The following is a 21,874-nucleotide window of genomic DNA, read 5'->3' as shown; positions in this document are numbered from 1 at the left end:
GGAGCCCCGGAGCATCCTTGCGGGTTGCGCGAATGTGATCGCACATCCGAAGGAACTGCTTGAGATGGTGAACGTCGCTTCCCGCTGGTCGGCCGCCGACTATGCCTGCAATGCTGCTTTTGTCCCGGAACTCGGACTCGCTGCCGTGCAATTGCTCGATCCGCAGCCGGGCGAGCTGATCCTGGATGTCGGCTGCGGCGACGGCACGTTGACCGCCCGGATCGCTGAAGCGGGTGCGCGGGTGATCGGGCTCGATTCCTCTGCGGAAATGGTCGAGGCGGCGCGAGGTCGCGGGGTCGACGCGTTCGTTGCCGACGCGGAGACGCTCGACCTCGCCGCTCAGGCGGAGCGGTTCGGCAGGTTCGATGCCGTCTTCTCCAATGCCGCGCTTCATTGGATGCTGGACGCCGCCGGAGTCGCTGCAGGCATCTTCGAGGTGCTCCGGGACGGCGGGCGGTTTGTCGGCGAGATGGGCGCCGCGGGCAACCTGGCCGTCCTCCGGATGGGCATTCGCGAGGAGCTGACGGAAAGGGGCTATCAGCTGCCGGCCGAGGACCCGCAATGGTATCCGACCGTCGAGGAATTCACCCGTCTCTACAATGCTGCCGGTTTCGCTCACGTCCAAGCTGACCGGATCGAACGCCCGACGCCCCTGCCGTCCGGAATCCGAGGTTGGGTGAAGACTTTCCGGTCGGGCTGGCTCGACGTCGCCATGGTGCCCGAATGGGAGCGGGACGACATCGCCGCCGCCATCGAAGACAGGCTCGCACCCGAGCTGCGCCGTCCCGACGGCAGCTTCTATGCGGATTATGTCCGATTGCGCTTCTCGATGTGCAGACCGGATTGACTTGGAAGACCTGAAAGCGGAGTAGAATGCGTTATTTGCCTTTGTCCGACGCCGACCGGCGGCAGATGCTGTCCGTCATCGGCGCTTCTTCAGTCGACGACCTTTTCGTCGACGTTCCCCAGGCGGCACGACTCGAGGGACAGATCGAGGGGCTGCCGGGCCATGCCAGCGAACTTGCCGTCGAACGTCGGCTTTCGGCCCTTTCCCGAAGGAATCTGGTTGCGGGCGAAGTGCCCTTCTTCCTTGGCTGCGGAGCCTATCGGCATCACATACCCGCCAGCGTCGATCATCTGATTCAGCGGGGCGAATTCCTCACCAGCTATACGCCCTACCAGCCGGAAATCGCTCAGGGCACGCTCCAGGTGCTGTTCGAGTTCCAGACCCAGGTCGCCCGACTCTACGGCTGCGATCTGGCCAATGCCTCCATGTATGATGGCTCGACGGCCTGCTGGGAGGCGATCAGCATGGCCCGGCGAATCACCCGCCGCGGCAAGGCCATTCTCTCCTCCGGGCTGCACCCTCATTACGTTTCCGTCGCCAAGACGATGGCGCGGTTCACCGGCGACGTTCTTGATGTCGGCCTGCCTGAACTCGAGTCCGTCCCGGATACTGGCCGGCTGCTCGAATCGATCGATTCGGAAACGAGCTGTGTGGTGGTTCAGTATCCTGATATTGCGGGTCGGATTTCGGATCTCTCCGAGCTCGCGGCGCGAGCCCATGAAAAGGGAGCCTTGCTGATCGCCGTCGTCACCGAGCCGGTGGCTCTGGGCCTCCTGAGGAGTCCCGGCGAGATGGGTGCCGACATCGTCGTCGGCGAGGGTCAGTCGATCGGTGTCGGCCTGCAATTCGGTGGACCCTATGTGGGCCTGTTCGCCTGCCAGGAGAAGTTCGTCCGGCAGATGCCGGGTCGCCTCACTGGAATGACCGTCGATGCCGAGGGCAAACGCGGCTTCGTCCTCACCCTGTCGACCCGCGAACAGCATATTCGCCGCGAGAAGGCGACCTCCAACATCTGCACCAGCTCTGTGCTCTGTGCACTCGCCTTCACCATTCACCTGACTCTGCTGGGCGAAAGAGGGCTCAGAAGGCTGGCCGAGTTGAACCATGCCCAGGCGGTCCAGGCGGCCGACCGGCTGTCGCGACTCCCCGGCGTTTCTCTGGTGAACGAAAGTTTCTTCAACGAATTCACGCTTCGTCTTCCCCGGGAAGCGCGGCCGATAGTCCGGACGATGGCGGATCAGGGCATACTCGGCGGGGTGTCGCTGGGAAGGCTCTACCCGGGCGCAACCGAACTGGAAAATGGACTGGTCGTGGCGGTTACCGAAACTGCCACCGCAGAGGATATCGAGGCGCTGGCAAAGGCGCTCGAGGAGGCATTGGCGTGACCATAAATCAGAGTGGCTGGCGCCCGACCGCGCCGCAAGCCGGAACGGCCCCCGCTTCTACCTTCACCGGTAATCGGGCGCTCATGCTCGAGGAGCCGCTGCTGTTCGAAATTGGCGGCGCCGATTCCACCGGAGTGGACCTTTCGGAGGCACCATCGGCCAAGCGGTGCCTGGGGGGACTTGAACGTGAGGCACCGATCGGCCTTCCGGGCCTGTCGGAGCCCGAGGCGGTACGTCACTATACGCGCCTGAGCCGGCAGAATTATGCGATCGACCTCGGCCTTTTTCCGCTTGGCAGCTGCACGATGAAGCATAATCCGCGCCTCAACGAGAAGGTGGCGCGCTTTCCCGGCTTTGCCGACATCCACCCGCTCCAGCCGGTGGACACGGTGCAGGGCGCTCTTCAACTGATCGCCGAACTCGGCGAGTGGCTCGTCAAGCTGACCGGGATGCACAGCGTTGCCATGAGCCCGAAGGCGGGCGCTCATGGTGAATTGTGCGGGCTGCTCGCGATCCGCTCGGCGCTCGAAGCCCGGGGAGACAAGCGAGAGGTCATTCTCGTTCCCGAAAGCGCCCACGGGACGAATCCCGCCACCGCCGCTTTTGCCGGTTATCGGGTCGAGAACATTCCCGCGACGGAAGCCGGGCGGGTCGACCTCGAGGCGCTCAAGTCGCGTCTGGGTCCCGACGTTGCCGGCGTAATGATCACCAATCCCAATACGTGCGGCCTGTTCGAGCCGGACATGATCGAGATTTCAAGGGCGGTGCACGAAGCGGGCGGTCTCGTCTATTGTGATGGCGCCAATTTCAATGCGATCGTCGGCAAGGTCCGCCCCGGCGATCTCGGCATCGACGCGATGCACATCAACCTGCACAAGACCTTCTCGACTCCGCATGGCGGCGGCGGTCCCGGTTCCGGGCCGGTCGTGTTCTCCGAGGCCCTGACGCCCTTCGCGCCGCTTCCCTTCGTCGAGAAGCAGGGCGATCATTATGTGCTCGTCGAGGAGGAGACCGCGGGCGAGCATCATGGCAGCAGCTTCGGCCGAATGGTGGCCTTCCACGGGCAGATGGGCATGTTCACCCGGGCGCTGAGCTACATGATGAGTCACGGTGCCGACGGCCTCCGGCAGGTTGCCGAAGATGCGGTGTTGAACGCGAATTACGTGCTGCGCAGCCTCGACGACCTGCTCGACGCGCCGTTCGGTTCGAGTGGCCCGTGCATGCATGAGGCGCTGTTCAGCGACCGCGGCTTTTCCGAAGGGGTGACCACACTCGATCTTGCGAAGGCGCTGATCGACGAAGGGTTTCACCCGATGACGATGTACTTCCCGCTGGTCGTTCACGGCGCCATGCTGGTCGAGCCGACGGAAACCGAAAGCAAGGCGGCGCTCGATCAGTTCATCGGTGCCATGCGCAGCGTTGCGGAGCGCGCGAAGGCGGGAGACCAGAGCCTGAAGTCGGCACCTGTTCACGCGCCTCGGCGGCGCCTGGATGAGACTCTGGCGGCTCGCAAGCCGGTCCTCGTCTACCGATCACCGGAGCTCGGCGAGGCGGCCGAGTAGGACGACTCGGGGGAGGCCGAAACATGAGTCCCGGCTCTCAACGCGAGTCCCTTACCTTCGCTCTTCGTTCGAGCGGCGCGGTGATACGGGCGGTTGAGAGTGGGCGAGGCGGAGTCGGGAATGAGTGACCATCGCCGATCCGCGCCGCATGTCGCCCGCAACGCTCAGCCGATTACGGAGGTCCTGCGCCCACTGCTTCCCGAGCGGGGCCTGGTGCTCGAAATAGCCAGCGGAACCGGCGAGCATGTCGTCCATTTCGCGCGCGAGTTTGTTAAGCTTCTTTGGCAGCCCAGCGATCCCGAACCAGCGGCTCTGCGATCGATCGAGGGCTGGCGGGAGGAAGCGGGGCTGTTCAATCTGCTGCCACCCATTTCGATCGACGCGCGTTCGCGAGATTGGCCGATCGCCCATGCCGATGCCATCCTTTGCATCAACATGATCCATATCAGCCCCTGGTCCGCAACTGAGGGGCTGATGCGCGGTGCCGGCAGGCTGCTCGGCCATGGAGCGCCGCTCTACCTGTACGGGCCTTATCGCCGCGAAGGCGTAGAAACGGCGCCGAGCAACCAGGCCTTTGACGAAAGCCTCAAGTCCCGCAATCCGGATTGGGGCCTGCGCGATCTGGAGCAGGTCATCGCCGAAGCCGAGCGGAACGGATTGATCCTGCAGACAGTGGCGCCGATGCCAGCCAACAACCTGTCTGTCCTGTTCCGAAAAGGCCCTCACCCTTCCGCCGCGGCGGAAGGGACTTAAGCCCTATTTCTGGTTGAACCTCGGCAAGTTTGCTTCTTCGGGTTTGTCGCTGTCTCGGACCCGGGTGACACCATCGCCGTCGCCGACTTCATGTTCAGCTTCGGCGCGGGCGCCGACATCGCGTTGCAGGTTGCCACCCGACGAGCCGCCGAAATCTGGCGCTCCCTCCATCTCCTCGATCAGCTCGCTATCGTCGTTGGCGCGAGCGGTCTCCGCTCGCCTGTTCTCCTGAGTCATCGTCCATCTCCTCACCGGAAGAATGAGCGAGCGCGGTGCGCGTTCCCTCGTCGCGCCGCTCGCCTGCCAGCGGGAGGAGAAGCAGGAGCCAGAAAAGGCCGAAAGCCCAGCCTCCGATCACGTCGCTGGGCCAGTGGACTCCGAGCACCACCCGTGAAACTCCCACGGCAAGCGCGAGCCATACCGCCGCCCAGACCGCTCGGGCTCGGCTCCGGTCGCTCGTCGGCAGGAGCAGGGCCAGGCAGAGCCAGACGAGTGTGGCGTTGGCGGCGTGACCGCTCGGAAAGGCGAGAGTCTCGACCGGGACGAGATGGTTCTGAGCGTCCGGGCGGACCCGGCCCGTCCAGCCCTTCATCAGCTCGACCACAAGGCGGCCGGAAAGGGTGCTGGCGACCAGGAGGACCGCGTCGCGCCAACGACTCCGGACGATCAGGAAGACCGACGCGGCGGCGGTAACCGGTAGGAGCACAGCGGCGCCACCTAGCTCGGTGACGATTCGGGCAATCAGCGCCAGTTGCGAGTCGCTTCCCGCATAGGTGATCAGGAGCAAACCACGATCCAGTTCCATGCCGCCGAAGAGCAGCATGACCGCGAAAGCCAGAGCGAGGGCGATCAGCGCCAGCGGCATCAGCCGGCGCGAACTGCCCGCCAGGAGTCGCCCGAAACGGGTTCGATTCGATCCCCGGAAATCCGGCCTTCGAGGGCCCGGCGCTCGCCGTCCGGATGGGCGAGGAGAAAGACTCGGGTGCCGGTGACCCTCCCTTGGGTCACTCTAACCGCTTCCCCGTCGAGCGTGAGCGTCCCTTCCAGCTCCTGGTAGCGCTGATTGAGGTCGAGCGTGCCAGACCGGCCGTCGATCGTGACGTTCCAGCGGCCGGCGACGTTCGCCGGAACGATCCAGAGGTAGATGGAGGCCGATCCGACCCGCTGACGCGCGTCCCAGCGCCAGTCGCCCATGTCGAAATCGTGGCTCACGACCCGGGTGCCGGGCCGCATCTGGGAAAGAATGCGCGGGCGCAGGCGCTGGTTCACCTCTTCAGTAAGGTAAAGCGTAAGAACGTCCGCTTCGTTGAGCGGCGTATCGAAAAGATCCTGCTGCCGGAAGCTCACTCGGTGAGCGACTCCGGCCGCTCGAGCATTGTCCTGAGCCTGACGAATGCGGCGCGGATCGATCTCGATCCCGAGCCCGCGGGCTCCATGGCTTCGGGCGGCGGCGATCAGGATCCGGCCGTCTCCTGACCCCAGGTCGATCACATAATCACCGGGACGCACCTCGGCCAGTGCGAGCATGGCATCCACAACCTCGTAATCGGTCGCCACGTAGGGCGCGTCGAGCTTTGGACGGCTGCGGACGAATTGAGCTGGATCGAACCCGGTCGGAGCCACCGGCTTGCCGGTCAGCTGGCGAAAGCCGATCACCACTATGATGATCGCGAGCATTACGCCCGCGCCGATCAGAACGGCACGGACGAACGGACGTGAATTCATGGGCTACTCCCGGCGCTTCGACTAGGCGCTCTTCCCCTGTCCGGCAATGAATGTCACGACGGCAACCGTGCAATGAGGAGGGCAGAAGGGTGCAGCCGGACGATTCGTCGGACGAGAAGTGCGTGAAGAGCGTCGAACCGAACTTCAGTCCCCTCCACCCTAACCAGATCAAGGTGCTCCGGATACGCTTCGGAATGATGATGCTGTTCCTGCTTGCCAACCTGGCAGGAGCTGAGATCTGGTTTTCGGGCCAGGCGCCGGTCCCGTTCGGCTCGGTGACGCTTGCCGCAGCCTTGCTGGCTTCGGTGGCGACTATCTGGCTTCCGCGGCGGCGTTATCGCGCCTGGGGCTATGCGGAAGGAAAGGATGAACTTCACATCCGCTCCGGGCTTTGGACGAGGGTGCGCACCGTGGTTCCATTCGGGCGTGTCCAGCATATCGACATTTCGCAGGGGCCGATCGAGCGCGCCTACGGCCTTGCGACGCTGATCCTCAATACGGCCGGAACGCGCGGCGCTTCGGTGCCTCTTCCGGGTCTGCTTCAGAGTGAGGCGGAGCGGATGCGCGACCGGATTCGCGCGCAGATCCGGCAGGATCTGCTGTGAGTGAAGAAGCACCGCAGCCACGGCGGCTCCATCCAGCGACGCTGGTGACTCGCTCGCTGCAGGTTGCGCCGCAGATGCTTGCCGGCGGTGCCGGCTATGCGGCGGTCATCGCTCGCGAAGGCTGGAGCCAGGTGCTGTTCTTCGCCGGCCTTGCGCTTGGAGTCGGAATCATCGGCGCCTTGGTTGTCTGGTGGCGCTTTCGCTACACCGTCGGGGCAAACGAACTCGTCATCGAAAGCGGTCTGCTCCACCGCCAGCGCCGGGTCATTCCGTTCGACAGGGTGCAGGACATTGCGATCGAGCGGCGGCTTCTGGCGCGGCTGTTCGGCACGGCCAAAGTAAAGATCGAGACGGGGGGCGCCGCGTCGGACGAAGGCAGCCTGGACATGATCAGTCTCGCCGACGCCCATGCGCTGCGGGATCACATTCGTCGGCGCCATTCAACGGCCGAGGTCGAGGAGACGGACGCCCTGAAGGGTGAGCCCGTGCTTTTCGAGATGTCGCTGCAGCGGTTGTTCGGTTCCGGACTGTTCAACTTTTCGCTGCTCTTCCTTGCCGTGATCTTTGCGGCGTTCCAATATCTCGACGATTTCGGCCTGATCGTCATGGAGGACTGGTTCTCGGCCGAGCGGGCGAACGAAGCGGCCGGATATGCGGAATATGTCGATATTGGCGCGGCCCTGACACTCGTCGCCCTGCTGTTGATGCTCGGCGTGATTTCGGGCGTGGGGCGGACGGTCGCGAGGGATTTTGGTTACCGGCTGAGTCGCACTGAAACCGGTCTCCGCCGACGCCGTGGCCTTTTCACCCTTTCCGAAGTGGTGATCCCGCTGCGCCGAGCTCAGGTGGCGGTGATCGCCAGCGGCCCGGTTTCCCGGCAGCTCGGCTGGTACAGTCTGTCGTTTCAGACGCTGGGCGCCGACCAGGGGGAAGGGGGCGTTCAGGTGGCGGCGCCCTTTGCCAGGATGGAGGAACTGCTGCCGATCCTCGCCGAGGCCGGCTTCCCGCCACCCCCGCCGCGCGAGCAGTTCCGCCATATCCCGGGGAGGGCGCTGATTCGACTGTTGGGGCGATATATGATCGTCGGCGCCGGCGTCGCTTTGGCGGCCTGGATATACGATCCGCGTGCCGCGGCCGGCGGTGCGGTGATTCTGCTGCTGGCGCTGCTTTCGTTTCTCGCTTGGCGACGGCGTTGCTACGCACTTGGCGAGCGCGCGCTGTTCGTGTCCGGCGGCTTGTTCACCCGCCGGCTTTGGGTCATTCCTTTCGAACGGGCGCAGACGATCAGCCTTTATCGTTCGCCGCTGCAGCGCGCGCTCGGCCTCGCCACCTTGCTCGTCGACACGGCGGGCGCCTCGCTTCTCCGTTCTCCGGAAATCGTCGACCTCGATCGAACCGATGCCGAGTCTCTGGCGGACAGCCTGCTTCGGCGATTCTATCACGGGCGCGAATCGCTGCGGTTGCAACGCGGATGCAACAGGATTGAAATAAGGTCGTGACCGTGAGTTTCAGTTCAGATGAGCGCGGCTTCACTCTCGTGGAGCTAATGGTCGTGCTGGTCATCATCGGCATCGCCGCCACTGCGGTGGTGCTGGCGGTACCGGATACGGGTGGTGGGCTGCAGAGCGAGGCCGAGCGCTTCGCTGCCCGGGCAAAAGCGGCACGTGACATGGCGATCCTGGAATCGCGACCGGTTTCCCTCGAGGTGAGCGGGGCAGGATATGCCGTCCAACCCCGCGGGCGCGCTGCCGCCCAATATTCCTGGAACGAGGGTACGGCGCCAGAGGCGAGCGGCGCCACGCGCTTCGATTCCACCGGCTTGGCCCAGCCGCTCTATTTAACGCTCCGCCGGGGCGAACGGCGCATTGCCATCGAGATCGGCCATGACGGCAGCATCCAAATCCCTCGCTAGAGCAGCCGAGAAGGGGTTCACCCTAATCGAAATGCTGGTCGCGCTCGCCATCTTCAGCCTGGCCGCGCTGGCCTTGCTCCGGCTGGGCGGCGCGACGGCGGGGAACAGCGCTCGGCTGCAGGACCAGGCGATCGCTCAGCTCGTTGCCCGCAATCTCGCGGTTGAGACGCTCACTGATCCTGAGCCGCCACCTTTCGGCGTCCTGACGGGTGAAGCCGTCAACGCAGATCAGCGCTGGACCTGGACCAGAACCACCGCCCGGTCCCCCGAGGCCCGGATCCAGCAGATAGAAATCCAGGTGGTCAATTCGGCCGGCGGACCGGGGCGGGCAAGCCTGACCATTTTCCGGAGAGCCGCCCAGTGAAGGAGACGGAACAGCCCCGGGGCTTTACCTTGGTCGAGATGCTTATCGCACTCACCATCTTCGCCATGTTGACCGCGGCTGGGGTAGCCTTGCTCACCGTTACGGCGCGTACTCAGGAAAGTGCGGACCGCCTGCTGAACGAACTCGGGGAAACGCGGCGGATGGGGGCTCTGCTGACGGCAGATCTCGCTCAAGCGGCGCCTCGGATCTACCGGGATCGAGATGGAAGGCCGCAACCGGCTTTCAGCGCCGGTCCGGCCGAAGCGGAGGCGTTCATGATCTTTGTTCGCCGTGGCTGGGCGGACGACGAAGGCGCGGGGCTGCAACGGATCGGATACAGATTGCGCGAAGGGCGGCTGGAGCGGTTGAGCTATCCCCACGTCGATGGCGCGAGCGATCCCGCCATCATGCCGCTCCTCGACGAGGTGCAGGCGCTTCGGGTCCGCTATCGTGACGGAGAAGGCACGTGGCGGGATCGTTGGGATCCAACGGATTCCGCGCGCTTGCCGACCGCTGTCGAGCTGGTCACGACCAGCGCGGGTCAGGGGACCATGCGTCAGCTCTTTCTGGTTGGGACCGGCGCACGATGAGGCGGCGCATCGGACAGTCGGAAAAGGGTGCGGCACTGCTCGCGGTCCTGCTCCTGGTGGCGGTAACCGGCGCCATCGCAGCGGCGGCAATGGAGAAATTGCGGCTTTCGCGCGCCGTAGCCTTCAACGCCGCGGCGATCGATCAGGCACGCGGCTTCGCTGGGGGGATCGAGCAGCTGGCCTTGGTCACCATCGATGACATGAGGGAAAGGGGCGGCGAAAAGACGACTCTTGTCGGCGGCTGGAACGGCGCGGTGAGGCGAGTTCCGCTTCCTGGTGGCGGTCTGGCCGAAGTGCGAGTCCGCGACGGCGGCAACTGTTTCAACATCAACAGTGTCGCCAGCGGGAACCCTCAAACCGGTCTCGCCCGCCGATCGACCGGAATCGCTCAGTTCATCGGCCTGATGACCCTGCTCGAGGTGCCGGAGCCCGAGGCCCGCCGGATCGCGGAAGCCACGGGCGACTGGGTCGACAGCGATTCGAACGGGGTTGCCGAGGACCCTCTTTATGCAAGCTTCGAAGTCCCTTACCGGACCGCAAATACGTTGTTCGCCGACGTGGGCGAGCTCCGCAAGCTTGCCGGCATGACCCCTGAGATCCTCCGCCGGATTCGACCCTGGCTGTGCGCGCTACCGGTCGCCGAGCTCTCGCCGATCAACGTCAATACGCTGTTGCCCGACCAGGCCCCGCTGCTTGCGATGCTGGCGCCGGGACAGATCGAGCTTGAGCGCGCCCGCCGGGTGATCGCGGCACGCCCGAACTCGGGCTGGAACGACATTATCGACTTCTGGCGGGTCGACGCCTTGCGCGATCTCGATCCGCCGGCCGACGCTCTGGTTCAGCCACAAGTACGCACGGAATGGTTTGCCCTCGACGTCAAGGTCGAAAGAATGGGATACGAGTTTCGCGAGAGCGCGTTGGTGGACGCGCGCCTGCGGCCATCCCGATTGGTAGCTCGGCATTGGGGGGAATAGGCTCACCGGACAGGAGACCGGCCATGAAATCCATTCTGCTTTATGCCAATCCGGATCCGGGCCTGGACAGCCGGCTGGAGGCTGCTCTGGAGCTCACCAGATTGTTCGACGGGCATCTCGCCTGTCTCCAGGTGGCGGCTTACGATGCCTTCGTGATGGGTGATCCGTTCGGCGGTGTCTACGCGCTGCCGAACATCGTCGAGCAGGTCCAGAGGACCGCCGACGAGCATCAGGCGAAAGTTCAGCAGCGGCTGAGCGGCGAATCGGTTGCGTGGAGCTGGCTACGGCTGGATGGCGCGCCAGCGCCGCTGCTCGTGGATCGAGCCAAGCTTGCCGATATCATCGTGATGAGCCTTCCTGCGTCTGAAAGCGGCGCTCCGGAAGGATCGCGCGCCCTGCTGGCCGATATCCTCGTTCATGCGCGGGCGCCGGTGCTCGCTGTTCCACAGGAGGGGAGGCTGCAAGGCAACGGCCCGGCGCTGGTGGCCTGGGACGGTTCGCTGGAAAGCTCGAACGCGGTCCGGCTCACCTTACCGATGCTGGCAAAGGCGTCCTCGGTCCACCTGGTTTCCGTGGCCGAGGGGCATATCGAAAGTCCCGCGGCCGAGGCTCGTGACTATCTGGCACTTCATGGCATTCGGGCCGAACTGCGCGAGTGGCCGAGGAAAGGGAGAAGCACCGCTGCCGCCCTGCTGGAGGCTGCAACGGAGCTATCGGCCGCTTATGTCGTCATGGGTGCCTACGGGCATACCCGTCTGCGCGAAGCCGTGCTTGGCGGTGCGACCCGCGATATGCTCCAGGCCAGCGCCGTTCCGCTTCTGCTCGCCCATTAGCGCCCGTCGAGCGGGTCGGATCAAGCTCAGCGGGGGCGTGCGTCCAGTTTTCTCCCGAGAGCGACGAAGAGGTAGATCAGCGGCGGCACCATGACGGCCGACAGGACGACTTTCGCAAGCATCTGGCCGAGCAGAAGCTGTCCGATCGGAAAGACATTGTAGAAGGCGATGGTAATGAACAGCAGAGTGTCGACGATCTGAGAGGTGATGCTGGCGATGCCGGCGCGCAGCCAGAGCATGCGGCCGCCTTCGCGCTTCAGCCGGCTGAATATGGTCACGTTCAGTATCTGGGAGATGCCGTAGGCGATGATCCCGGCGATCCAGATCCGCGGCGTAGCGCCCATGATCGTCTCGAAGGCCGAAAGGCGCTCCGATTCCATCTCCTCGGCTGCAGGTGCGGCGAGCACGACCATGGTCAGGAGCATCGAAAAGACCAGTGGCACGAAGCCGATCAGGACGAGCCGGTTCGCCGTTGCGCGATCGAAGAGTTCCGCCACCGCGCTCGAGGTGATCACAAGAAAGAGAAAGGCGAAGATCCCCGCTTCCACGGCAAGCGGGCCGAGATCGACCTGCTTGTTGCCGAGCACTCCAGCGATGCAGACCATTCCGCCGTAGAAAATGGCGAAGGTGAACAGCGAAGGGGGAATGGCGGGGGCGGGCGGACTGGTCATGCCGCTGGCGTAACCGGTTTGGCCCAAACCAAAAAGAGGCTTTCCGTTCGGGCGCATTCCCGCCATCAACCGACCCGTGACGGAAACTCGACTGGATGTGCTCGCGATCGGCGACGCGGTGGTGGACGTGATCGCGACTGCGGACGACGCCTTTCTCGAAGAACAAGGACTGGTGAAAGGGTCGATGCAGGTGCTCGACGCCGACGGGGCGACTCGCCTCTACGCCAAGATGCGTCAGGCGCGCGAGACGAGCGGCGGATCGGCGGCGAACACGATGGCGGGAGTCGCGGCGCTTGGCGGTCGCGCCGGCTTCGTCGGCCAGGTAGCGGACGATCAGCTCGGTGAGATTTTCACTCATGACATCCGCGCGCTTGGCGTCGAGTTCCTGACTCCGCCGAAGAAGGGCGGTCTTCCGACCGGCCGCTGTCTCATTCTGGTGACGCCCGACGCACAGCGGACGATGAACACTTTCCGCGGAGCCGCGCACGAACTGTCGGTGGATGCCCTCGATCCCGATCAGATCCGAAGTGCCGCGATCCTCTACCTCGAGGCCTATCTCTGGCGCTCCCAGGGACCGCGCGCCGCGATGAACGAAGCGATGCGGATCGCTCATGAAGCGAGGCGCAAGGTCGCCTTCACCTTGTCCGACATCGCCTGTATCGGCGCTCACCGCGCGGAGATCATGGCCATGCTCGAATCCGGATCGATCGATCTGCTTTTTGCCAACGAGGCCGAGATTCGCTCGCTTGCGAACGAGGATAGCTCGGAGGCCGCGGTGGCGGCGATCAGGTCGAAAGTGCCGTTGCTCGTGGTCACCTGCGGGGACCAGGGGGCCTTGGCGGTTGGCGAGGGTGGGGAGGTCAAGGTCCCGATCGCCCGGATCGGCAAGGGCGTGATCGACACGACCGGCGCCGGCGACCTGTTCGCCGCCGGCTTTCTGGTCGGCCAGACCCGCAACCTGTCATTCGAGCAAAGCCTGCGGATCGGCTCGATCGCGGCCGCCGAAGTAATTTCTCATTTCGGCGCTCGTCCCGAAGTTGACCTCAAGCAACTCGTCGCGGCCGGCTCATGAACCGGCTCGCTGTCTATTGCGGGTCGAGCATCGGCCGCGACCCCCAATTCCGTGCCACGGCCGAAGCGCTCGGACGCGAGATGGCGGCGCGGGGGATCGGTCTCGTCTATGGCGGCGGTCGGCTTGGTTTGATGGGCGTGGTGGCCGACGCGGTTCTCCAGGCGGGAGGCGAGGTCTATGGAGTCATCCCGCAGGCCCTGATCGATCTCGAGGTCGCGCACACCGGACTGACCGAGTTGCACGTCGTCCAGACGATGCATGAGCGCAAGGCACGGATGACCGATCTGACCGACGCATTCGTCGCTATTCCGGGCGGCATCGGCACTCTGGACGAGCTGTTCGAAGCCTGGAGCTGGAACGCGCTCGGCTATCATGCCAAGCCGTTCGCTCTGCTCAACGTCAATGGCTTCTGGGACGGCATGATCGGTTTCCTCGACCATGTTGCCGAAAGCGGGTTCATGTCGCCGGCACGCCGTGCCCAGTTGCTCGTTGGCGAGGAAATCGGCGAAGTCATTGAAAAGCTGGACGCAGCGCTCGGAACCGCCGAAAGAAAGATGGTCTGGTAGAACCGGACCGGGGGAGGGGTGATGCAAAGATATCTGATGGGGGTGGCGGGCATTGCCGTCATTCTGGCGATAGCCGTTCTGCTCTCGTCCAATCGGCGCGCGATTCGGCTTCGCGTGGTCGCCGCCGCCTTTGCCCTTCAGGCCGGCATTGCCGTGCTCGTCCTCTACACCCCCTGGGGGATCAGGATGATACAGGGGATGGCGAGCGGCGTCGCCAACCTGCTGAGCTATGCCAATCGCGGAACCGAATTCCTGTTCGGTCCGTCCGAGACCAATCCGCTCGCCAACACTTTCGCGATCGCGGCGCTCCCCGTCATCGTCTTCTTCGCCTCGCTTGTGGCGATACTCTATTATCTGGGAATCATGCAGCGGGTGGTTCGATGGGTCGGCGGAGCCATCGGCTGGGTGACGGGGATCAGCCGGGTCGAATCGCTTGCCGCGGCCGCCAACATCTTCGTGGGCCAGAGCGAGTCGCCGTTGGTGGTGAGGCCCTATCTCGCCGCCCTTACGCCGCCTCAGCTCTTCACGATCATGAGCGTCGGAATGGCCGGGGTGGCGGGCACCATCCTTGCGGCCTATGCCGCGCTCCTCGGAGCCGCCTATCTTCCCTATCTGCTGGCTGCTGCCTTCATGTCGGCTCCAGGCGGCATTCTGATGGCCAAAATCATCATGCCTGACGAGCCGCAGCGCCAGGAGTCGCTGCCGCTTGAGGGACAAGGCGACACTGCCGAGGAAAAGGTGGAGGTTGCCGAGACCTTCGAAGAAGGCGAGCGGCCGGCAAACATCATCATGGCCGCAGCGCAGGGCGCCCAGACCGGCGTTCGGCTGGCCGTCGCCGTCGGCGCGATGGTGCTCGCCTTCGTCGCTTTGGTGGCTCTTGCCAACGGTCTTCTGGGGGGTGTCGGAAACTGGTTCGGGATAGAGGATCTGAGTTTCCAGCGGCTGGTCGGCTACATCTTCCAGCCGGTCATGTTCCTGATCGGCGTGCCGTGGAGTGAGGCGGGGATTGCCGGCGGGCTGTTCGGAACCAAGATGGTTCTGAACGAATTCGTCGCCTTCATCGATCTGGGGCAGCTGCAGGGCGGACTGAGCGAGCGAAGCCGGGCGATCGTCATCTTCGCGCTTTGCGGCTTCGCCAATTTCAGCTCGATCGCCATCCAGATGGCCGTGACCGGGGGATTGGCCCCGAACCAGAGGCCGGTGATCGCGAGGCTTGGCGTCAAAGCGTTAATCGCTGGGAGCCTGGCCAATCTGATGAGTGCCGCTTTGGCAGGGCTTCTGCTGCCCTAGAAGATCCCGTTTTGGACAGGTAGAATCCGACAATGGCCACCTTGACCACCGACCATATTGCCTCCGTTTCGCTCGAGGACGCCGATCGCGATCCGGCGCGTTTCTCGCAGGCGCTGGGCCGAAGCTTCGAGGAGTTCGGGTTTGCGGTGATTGCCGACCACGCCATTCCCGATGAGCTGATCCGCCGCGCCGAGGACAAGGCCAGGGCCTTCTTCGCCCTCCCGGAGGCGGTGAAACGCAAGTATCATGTCCCCGGAGGCGGCGGCGCGCGCGGCTACACGCCGTTCGGGATCGAGACGGCGAAGGGCCATAAGGCGCATGACCTCAAGGAGTTCTGGCACGTCGGCCGCGAACTTCCGAAGGATCATCCCTTTCGCAGCCACATGCCGGACAATGTCTGGCCGAAGGAGGTCGAGAGCTTTCGCGATACCTTTCGTGAGCTCTACGACAGTTTCGACCGGACCGGGCTCAAGATCCTGAAAGCCATCGCCCGTTTTCTGGAGGTCGGTGAGAATTATTTTGTCGACACGGTCCGGGACGGCAATTCGGTGATGCGGCTGCTCCATTATCCGCCGATCGAGGGCGAGCCGGGCAGTCACGTCCGAGCCGGCGCGCACGAAGACATCAACACGATCACCCTGCTGCTTGGCGCCGAGGAAGCGGGCCTCGAGCTCCTGACCAGGGACGGACGCTGGATTCCGGTGGCTCCGAAGCCTGGCGAGCTCGTCGTCAATATCGGCGACATGCTTCAGCGGCTGACCAATGGACGGCTGCGCTCGACCTCCCACCGAGTGGTCAATCCGCCGGCGGAGCGGCGTGGGCATTCGCGCTACTCGATGCCCTTCTTTCTCCACTTCCGATCGGATTTCCTGATCGAGGCGCTACCTGGCACGGTGCCGCCTGGGGAACAGCCGAAATGGCCTCCGATCACGGCTCACGAATACCTCCAGGAACGCCTTCGGGAGATCAAGCTGGTCTGATTCGCCTCGCGATCGCCGCGGCCCATCAGGTCCTGCTCGACGGAAGGCAGCAGTATCGAGTGGAGCTCAACGCTGACGGCGCCGTGCTCCGTTCGCGCAATCCGACCATCTATCTTGGAAGGTCATGCGGTGGCTGGTCACCGCAACATGGCCGCGGGCGGTGGGAATGGGCGAATGGTGGCGTGCTGGTTCGGCTTGGTCAGCGCACTGTCGCCTTCGCCCGACAGGAGGTTCGTGCCGATCCCGAGGGTCGCTGCGGAGCCTGACCAGTCGCGGGCTAACCCGCGTCCGACAGATTGGCGGGGCCGAAGCCGCAGGGGAGCAGAGCGCCGATCTGGCGGACTTCGACTGCGCTGCCGCTTCCGTTTGCCGAGATGACCTCGATGTCCCGACCGGAAAGACAGGCGGCCTCGAAGATGGCCTGACGGCACCCGCCGCAAGGGGTGACCACGATCTCTCCTGTGAGCGAATCCGACTCCACGTGGCCTCCGGCCACGGCAATCCGAACCACCTTCTCGAGACCGAATACCTGCTGGGCCGCGGTCAGGGCACTGATCTCGGCGCAAACGCCGAGCCGATAGCAGGCATTCTCCATATTGGCGCCGACGGCGACCTCGCCATCGACCGACTCGATAGCGCAGCCGACTCTGAAACGTGAATAGGGCGCATAAGCCTTGAGCGCGGCTTCCCGGGCGCGCTCGACCAGGTCATCGGATGTCATGCCGGAGCGGTAGAAGAAGCGGGCCCAAAAAGAAACGGCGGCAGCCGAAGCTGCCGCCGCCCTTGTTCTTGGCTTCGGTCGATCAGAATTCGAAGCGTGCTCCGAACCGGACCGCCCAGAGCGACGGATTGGTGAAGGTCTCCACCGTCGGACTGCGGAAGTTGGTGTAACGGTAGCTAGCGCAAGAATTGCCCCCGGCTGCCTGGCACGCAACGTCCACTACGGCCTGGTTGAATGGGAACGAAACCTGCCGCAGCGCACCCCAGTCGCTGTCGATGAAGTTGAGCACATTCTCCATGTCCGCGAACAAGCGGATCCGGCCGAAACCGAACGTCGGAATGGTCTGGCTGATCCGCATGTCGATCTTGAAGAAGTTCGGGCTGCGCCCGATATTCTTGCCGGCAATCTGACCCCGGAAGTCGCGTAGGGCGGTGCTCTCGATCAGCTGTTCGAGCGCGGCGATCGTCGCCGGGTCGCTGCCCGCGATCAGCGGATCGTTCGGTCCTGTGGGTACGTAGAGCAGGTGGCGGCTGTCCGATCCGAACACACCGAACACGGGATCCCGTCCGGACGAGGCGAGGGTGTCGAAGGTGTAGCTGAACGGGCGTCCGCTGCGCCATTCCCCGAAGATGTCGATCCGCGTTTCGGCATCGCGGAAGAATTCCCGCCGATAGCCAATGTTGAACTTGATCTGGTTGCGGATCTGTTCGCTGCCGGTTCCGAGCGAAGAGCCGTTCGGGTCGGCGGTGGCCTGGTTCTGGTAATTGGAGAAGGCCACGGACGAGGTCAGCGGACTGCGCTCCTCAATGTCCATCCAGGTGTAGGATGCGCCGATATTGAGCCCCATGTCCCACTGCTTGTCGAAGCGGGCCACCAGGATCAGGCTCTCGCCGTCATCCGAATTGGTGAGCAGCAGATCGGAGTTGTTGCCAGTCGTGCCTGGGAGGGCGCCGTAGCGTGGGCGTCCGTCAGGCGCAGTTGCGACCTGCACGGAGCGCAAGTCGACATAGTCGATCGCCGAGTCGACCCACCCGTAGAGCGCGTCCACCGCGAAGTACCAGTCATCACCCAGGAAGCCGAGATCGGCATTGTAGGAGGCCGTTCCGGCAATCCGCCACTGCGCCGGCAGATCGAAGTTCGGGTCGATCGCATTGACACCGGCCTGCGACAGTGCCCCGACATTGGTCTGGACATAATTCAGGACCGAATCCGGGATGCCGGCGCCCCCCGTCACATTGTCAAGCGCTGCCGAGCAGATCGGCTGCGGTACTCCGCTAGTGCAGGTGGTCGGACCAGTTCCGGCGCGATTGAACGTGACGCGGTTCTGGTTGACGCCGGTGTTCGAATAGCTGTTCGAGATCCAGACGTCCGGGGTGCCGGCGGCATAGCGGCCGATCGTGGCCCGGAGCTGCAGCCGATCCGCTGGCCTCCAGCTGATACCCAGTCGCGGGAGGAAGACGTCCTGACCGGCCAGGGTTTCCTGGTTGGAGAAGCCGTAGCGGGCCGTGAAGAACTCGTTGCGGAAGGGGCGGTCGCTCTGCGCGTACCATTCGTAGCGAAGCCCGGCGACGAGCAGCAGGTTGTCAGTGATTTCCCAGCTGTCCTGCACGCCGACTGTATAGTTGCTATAGCCGAAGATTGCGGCCGCACCGTTGATGTCGCCGGTCGTGCTCTGAGCAAGATCCAGCTGATTGGCGATGCCGTTCTGAAAGTCGGCGATCGAGTCGAAATAGAAGGCGCCGCTCGCCCGCTGCAGGAACAGGTTGTAGATGTCGATCTCAGTATATTGAGCCAGGAAGCGCAGGTTGTGCGCGCCGAGATTGACGTTGGCGACCAGCTGTACGTCGAGATTCTGCGTCTCGAGATCATTCGCCTGGCGGCTGATGTCGGGACCGAACACGACGGATCCGGTTCCGCTGGGGCAGCGGGTAGCGTCGCTTCCGCTCGCCTGCCCAGTGGGCGCGAGGCACACCGAGAATTGGCCCAGGTCACGGCCGAGGGGTGGCGTCTGGCCGCGATCATAGTCGCGATAGCTGACGCGTGCCTCAGTCGAGAAAATGTCGGACCAGCGGGAGTTCAGCTGAACCACACCCGAGTGGACTCGCTCGGTCAACGTGTAGCTGTTCGAGAAAAGAGCAAGCCGCGGAGAGTTGGTCGAAGACGAGCTGGAGGCAGCAACCGCCTGACTACCATTGTTGTAGATGTAGATCAGCGAAAGATTGTGGTCGGGATTGATGTTCCAATCGATACGCGCCGTCACCCGGTCGTCATCTTCGGGCACCGAGCTGGGGATGTCCCCCGTGTCATAGCCGTAGACGTTGCTGGCGATGTTCTGGATGTTCTGGACTACAGCGCGCGTGATCGTCGGCACCGGGTTGGCGAACGGCTCGTCGGCGGGGCCGAACAGCGCCGGCTCAGTCTCACGAGTGCGTTCCCAGGCGAATGCAAAGAACAGGTTGTCGCGGATGATGGGGCCCCTCAGATAGGCGCCATAGGTCTCGTTCGTGACGTCGAGCTCCACGGGATTGCCGCGCACCTCGTCGCCGATCAGGTTGTCATCGTTGTAGGTATAGAAGACGCCGCCGGTGAAGCTGTTCGTACCCGAGCAGAGCTGCGTGTTGACGGCGCCGCCCTGGAAATCCCCTTCGCGGATGTCGACCGGAGCGACTTCCACCGTAAATTCGCAGATGGCGTCCAGTGGCACCGGACCACGGGAAGTCGGAAGTCCGCCATTGTTCAGGCCGAAATCGTCGGAGAACTGAACGCCATTGACCGAGAACCGATTGAAGCGCGGGTTCTGCCCCGCGATCGAAAAGGCGCGGGAGTTCGTCGGATCGATCGTCGCGAACGGGCTCCGTCGAACGAGATCGCGAACGTCGCGGTTGATGCTCGCAATGCCTTCAATGTCGTCGCGTCGAAGACGCGTCGTCGGCGAAAGCGAACGCGTACCGGCGCCGCGTACCGCCGTAACCACGATCGACTGACCGCCGGCTTCGGCCGTAGCTTCGGCACCGACGTCCAGTGGCAGGATGAAGGGGTCGCCGGCAACGAGGAAAATGTCGGTCACCTCGACCGGCGCCTGGCCGGGCGCGGTTACGGTTACGGTGAACGGACCGCCAATGCGCAGGCCGCCCGCACGGAAATTCCCCTGGCCGTCGGTGGTGGTTCTGGCGACGGAGCCCGAAGGCACGTGTGTGACCAGGACATCCGCATTAGCGACCGGTGCCCCGCCCGAGGTCACTGTTCCCTGGATGCTCGAAGTCGTCTCCTGCGCAAGCGCCGGAGCGGACGCAACGATCGCCGCCGTTGCGCAAAACAGTCTGAACTTGTTCATGAAATATCCCCCGACAGGTAAATTCGCCGGCTCGCGGCCGCGGGCTGCCCCGTGCAACGATTGTGCGAAACTTGTGTGACAATGCTTCTCAGGAATGTTCGACGAGCCCGGCCGGGCTCGATTCGCACGCCCCTGTTGCCCCAGCATCACTCTCCCAAGTGAGTCCCGCGCGGGTTACCTGAATCCGCGATGAAGCGGAAGCCGATTCGCGATCAACGGAAGGGCGGCTCGTCGAAAGAACGGAGCTTTCGCGAGTGGAGCTTGGCGCCCTCGCGCTTCAGGATTCGGAGAGTCTCGATCCCGATCCTCAGATGCTGGCTGATCGCGCGCTCGTAGAAGGCATTGGCCTGACCCGGCAGCTTTATTTCGCCGTGGAGCGGTTTGTCCGACACGCATAGCAAGGTGCCGTAGGGCACTCGGAAGCGATAGCCCTGAGCGGCCACGGTGGCCGATTCCATGTCGATGGCCACGGCGCGCGACTGGTTGAACCGACGCGCCGAAAGGGTGAAGCGAAGCTCCCAGTTGCGATCGTCGGTGGTGACGACGGTGCCGGTCCGCAGCCGGCGCTTCAGGGCCTTGGGGTCTTCGCCGGTCACTTCGACCGCGGCGTCGAACAGCGCCTGCTGGACCTCCGCTATGGCGGGCAGGGGGACTTCCACCGGAAGGACGTCGTCCAGCACATGGTCGTCACGCAAATAAGCGTGGGCAAGGACATAGTCGCCGATCGTCTGGCTCGGGCGCAGGCCCCCGCAATGGCCGATCATCAGCCAGACTTCCGGCCGCATCACGGCGAGATGGTCGCAGATCGTCTTCGCGTTGGAGGGGCCAACGCCAATATTGACGAGCGTGATCCCTTCCCCGCGGGGAGCGATCAGATGGTAAGCCGGCATCTGGTGACGCCTCCAGCCGCCCTGCGCCACCTGCATCACCGCGTCCGGAGTGTCCTTCGTCACCAGCACTCCGCCCGCCGCCGACAAAGCTTCATAGGGACTGTCCGGCTTCTTCAATTCCTCGACGGCCCAGCGCACGAACTCGTCCACGTAGCGGACATAGTTGGTGAACAGGAGATAGCGCTGCGTATGTTCAGGGGGGGTGCCGGTATAATGTTTCAGCCTTGCCAGGCTGAAGTCGGTTCGCGGCGCGTCGAACAGCGACAACGGGCGCGCCGCTTCGGGAAGATACTGCCATTCCCCGTCCGCGATCTCGTCGCCGATATGGGCGAGCTCGGTCGTCGGGAACCAGAGCGCGAGGTCAGCCGCCTGGGCGCCGTCGAGCCGAAGGTCGTCGCTGCCGTCGAGAACATAAGGGTAGGGAATCTCGCTCCTGGATCGGCCTACCGAGACCTGCACATCATAGTCGCTCGTGAGATAGGTCAGCTGTTCGGTCAGATATTTGCGGTAGAGATGCGGACGGGTGACGCTCGTCGCATAGCGGCCCGGAATGTTGAGCCGCCCGAACGCCCGAGCTGGAAGGCCGAGCTGGGTCCCGCTGCCATAGTCGATCCGAAGCTCGGGATAGGCAAAGAGCCCGTCCAGCCGCTGCGCCTGGTTGGGACGCTCGCCACAGCTGAGATAGCGCGCCAGGGCGGAACGCAGGGCCGCGACCGATCCGTCATAGATCGAGCAGAGTTGCTCGAGGATAGCCGGAATGTCGTCGACGGTCGTTCTCGCCAAAGCCCTGCTCCTTGTCT

Annotated in this window: 23 protein-coding genes; 16 read left to right on the top strand and 7 right to left on the bottom strand. The window is 64.1% G+C overall.

Features of this window, described 5'->3' with window-relative positions:
• Positions 1-64: 64 nt before the first annotated feature.
• The 4 genes from ACRYLT_RS00215 (at position 65) to ACRYLT_RS00200 (ending at position 4,547) form a co-directional block, all read left to right on the top strand.
• On the top strand, positions 65-847 hold the full coding sequence (locus ACRYLT_RS00215; protein ID WP_482662100.1) for a class I SAM-dependent methyltransferase: 783 nt from the start codon (positions 65-67) through the stop codon (positions 845-847).
• 26 nt (positions 848-873) lie between these two features.
• Positions 874-2,232: an aminomethyl-transferring glycine dehydrogenase subunit GcvPA gene (gene gcvPA, locus ACRYLT_RS00210; RefSeq protein WP_482662099.1), complete on the top strand. Its 1,359-nt coding sequence runs from the start codon at positions 874-876 to the stop codon at positions 2,230-2,232.
• Positions 2,229-3,794 carry an aminomethyl-transferring glycine dehydrogenase subunit GcvPB gene (gene gcvPB, locus ACRYLT_RS00205; RefSeq protein ID WP_482662098.1) on the top strand — a complete coding sequence of 522 codons (1,566 nt, stop codon included), beginning with the start codon at positions 2,229-2,231 and terminating at the stop codon, positions 3,792-3,794. Before gcvPA ends, gcvPB begins: the two co-directional genes overlap by 4 nt.
• Positions 3,795-3,914: 120 nt before the next feature.
• Entirely contained in the window at positions 3,915-4,547 is a 633-nt protein-coding gene (locus tag ACRYLT_RS00200) for a DUF938 domain-containing protein (RefSeq protein ID WP_482662097.1), read from the top strand.
• A 3-nt stretch (positions 4,548-4,550) separates the two neighbouring features.
• Here the strand turns inward: ACRYLT_RS00200 and ACRYLT_RS00195 are convergent, their stop codons facing one another.
• From ACRYLT_RS00195 to ACRYLT_RS00185, 3 genes are read right to left on the bottom strand one after another with little or no spacing between them, the layout of a single operon-like run.
• The gene (locus ACRYLT_RS00195; RefSeq protein WP_482662096.1) at positions 4,551-4,784 is read right to left on the bottom strand and encodes a hypothetical protein; all 234 of its coding nucleotides are present in this window, start codon (positions 4,782-4,784) and stop codon (positions 4,551-4,553) included.
• Complete coding sequence (locus ACRYLT_RS00190; RefSeq protein ID WP_482662095.1) at positions 4,735-5,412, bottom strand: phosphatase PAP2 family protein; 678 nt, start codon at positions 5,410-5,412, stop codon at positions 4,735-4,737. The genes ACRYLT_RS00195 and ACRYLT_RS00190 overlap by 50 nt, the downstream gene beginning before the upstream one ends.
• Positions 5,412-6,272 carry an SAM-dependent methyltransferase gene (locus ACRYLT_RS00185; protein WP_482662094.1) on the bottom strand — a complete coding sequence of 287 codons (861 nt, stop codon included), beginning with the start codon at positions 6,270-6,272 and terminating at the stop codon, positions 5,412-5,414. The genes ACRYLT_RS00190 and ACRYLT_RS00185 overlap by 1 nt, the downstream gene beginning before the upstream one ends.
• Positions 6,273-6,361: 89 nt before the next feature.
• On the opposite strand from ACRYLT_RS00185, the gene ACRYLT_RS00180 reads away from it, so the two are divergent.
• The 7 genes from ACRYLT_RS00180 to ACRYLT_RS00150 are packed head-to-tail and all read left to right on the top strand — an operon-like array spanning position 6,362 to position 11,550.
• Positions 6,362-6,877: a PH domain-containing protein gene (locus ACRYLT_RS00180; protein ID WP_482662093.1), complete on the top strand. Its 516-nt coding sequence runs from the start codon at positions 6,362-6,364 to the stop codon at positions 6,875-6,877.
• Positions 6,874-8,376, top strand: coding sequence for a PH domain-containing protein (locus ACRYLT_RS00175; RefSeq protein WP_482662092.1), 1,503 nt, complete (start codon positions 6,874-6,876; stop codon positions 8,374-8,376). Before ACRYLT_RS00180 ends, ACRYLT_RS00175 begins: the two co-directional genes overlap by 4 nt.
• Before the next feature lie 2 nt (positions 8,377-8,378).
• The gene (locus ACRYLT_RS00170; protein WP_482662091.1) at positions 8,379-8,789 is read left to right on the top strand and encodes a GspH/FimT family pseudopilin; all 411 of its coding nucleotides are present in this window, start codon (positions 8,379-8,381) and stop codon (positions 8,787-8,789) included.
• Complete coding sequence (gspI, locus tag ACRYLT_RS00165; protein WP_482662090.1) at positions 8,761-9,153, top strand: type II secretion system minor pseudopilin GspI; 393 nt, start codon at positions 8,761-8,763, stop codon at positions 9,151-9,153. Before ACRYLT_RS00170 ends, gspI begins: the two co-directional genes overlap by 29 nt.
• Entirely contained in the window at positions 9,150-9,743 is a 594-nt protein-coding gene (gspJ, locus tag ACRYLT_RS00160) for a type II secretion system minor pseudopilin GspJ (RefSeq protein WP_482662089.1), read from the top strand. The genes gspI and gspJ overlap by 4 nt, the downstream gene beginning before the upstream one ends.
• Positions 9,740-10,717, top strand: coding sequence for a type II secretion system minor pseudopilin GspK (gene gspK / locus ACRYLT_RS00155; RefSeq protein WP_482662088.1), 978 nt, complete (start codon positions 9,740-9,742; stop codon positions 10,715-10,717). Before gspJ ends, gspK begins: the two co-directional genes overlap by 4 nt.
• A 23-nt stretch (positions 10,718-10,740) precedes the next feature.
• Positions 10,741-11,550, top strand: coding sequence for a universal stress protein (locus ACRYLT_RS00150; protein WP_482662087.1), 810 nt, complete (start codon positions 10,741-10,743; stop codon positions 11,548-11,550).
• Between the two features lie 26 nt (positions 11,551-11,576).
• Here the strand turns inward: ACRYLT_RS00150 and ACRYLT_RS00145 are convergent, their stop codons facing one another.
• Positions 11,577-12,221 (bottom strand): queuosine precursor transporter, encoded by a 645-nt coding sequence (locus tag ACRYLT_RS00145; protein ID WP_482662086.1) that lies wholly within the window; start codon positions 12,219-12,221, stop codon positions 11,577-11,579.
• A 76-nt stretch (positions 12,222-12,297) separates the two neighbouring features.
• Between ACRYLT_RS00145 and ACRYLT_RS00140 the strand changes: the two genes are divergently transcribed.
• From ACRYLT_RS00140 to ACRYLT_RS00120, 5 genes are read left to right on the top strand one after another with little or no spacing between them, the layout of a single operon-like run.
• Complete coding sequence (locus tag ACRYLT_RS00140; protein WP_482662085.1) at positions 12,298-13,293, top strand: adenosine kinase; 996 nt, start codon at positions 12,298-12,300, stop codon at positions 13,291-13,293.
• Positions 13,290-13,859, top strand: a complete 570-nt coding sequence (locus tag ACRYLT_RS00135; protein WP_482662084.1) for an LOG family protein — start codon at positions 13,290-13,292, stop codon at positions 13,857-13,859. Before ACRYLT_RS00140 ends, ACRYLT_RS00135 begins: the two co-directional genes overlap by 4 nt.
• Before the next feature lie 21 nt (positions 13,860-13,880).
• On the top strand, positions 13,881-15,149 hold the full coding sequence (locus ACRYLT_RS00130) for a NupC/NupG family nucleoside CNT transporter (RefSeq protein WP_482662083.1): 1,269 nt from the start codon (positions 13,881-13,883) through the stop codon (positions 15,147-15,149).
• A gap of 32 nt (positions 15,150-15,181) precedes the next feature.
• On the top strand, positions 15,182-16,129 hold the full coding sequence (locus ACRYLT_RS00125; protein ID WP_482662082.1) for an isopenicillin N synthase family dioxygenase: 948 nt from the start codon (positions 15,182-15,184) through the stop codon (positions 16,127-16,129).
• A gap of 59 nt (positions 16,130-16,188) precedes the next feature.
• Positions 16,189-16,395, top strand: coding sequence for a hypothetical protein (locus tag ACRYLT_RS00120; RefSeq protein WP_482662081.1), 207 nt, complete (start codon positions 16,189-16,191; stop codon positions 16,393-16,395).
• 11 nt (positions 16,396-16,406) lie between these two features.
• On the opposite strand, the gene ACRYLT_RS00115 is transcribed toward ACRYLT_RS00120, so the two are convergent.
• The 3 genes from ACRYLT_RS00115 to ACRYLT_RS00105 all read right to left on the bottom strand — a co-directional run bounded on the left by ACRYLT_RS00115 (position 16,407) and on the right by ACRYLT_RS00105 (position 21,857).
• Positions 16,407-16,850 carry a cytidine deaminase gene (locus tag ACRYLT_RS00115; protein WP_482662080.1) on the bottom strand — a complete coding sequence of 148 codons (444 nt, stop codon included), beginning with the start codon at positions 16,848-16,850 and terminating at the stop codon, positions 16,407-16,409.
• Positions 16,851-16,932: 82 nt separating this feature from the next.
• Positions 16,933-20,184 (bottom strand): TonB-dependent receptor, encoded by a 3,252-nt coding sequence (locus ACRYLT_RS00110; protein ID WP_482662079.1) that lies wholly within the window; start codon positions 20,182-20,184, stop codon positions 16,933-16,935.
• A gap of 212 nt (positions 20,185-20,396) precedes the next feature.
• Positions 20,397-21,857, bottom strand: a complete 1,461-nt coding sequence (locus tag ACRYLT_RS00105) for an AMP nucleosidase (protein ID WP_482662078.1) — start codon at positions 21,855-21,857, stop codon at positions 20,397-20,399.
• Positions 21,858-21,874: the final 17 nt, after the last annotated feature.

The sequence above is a fragment of the Sphingosinicella sp. SM1-17 genome, from assembly GCF_056821765.1.
Note: the sequence above shows the minus strand (reverse complement) of the source record. Positions and strands in the feature narration are given on the sequence as shown.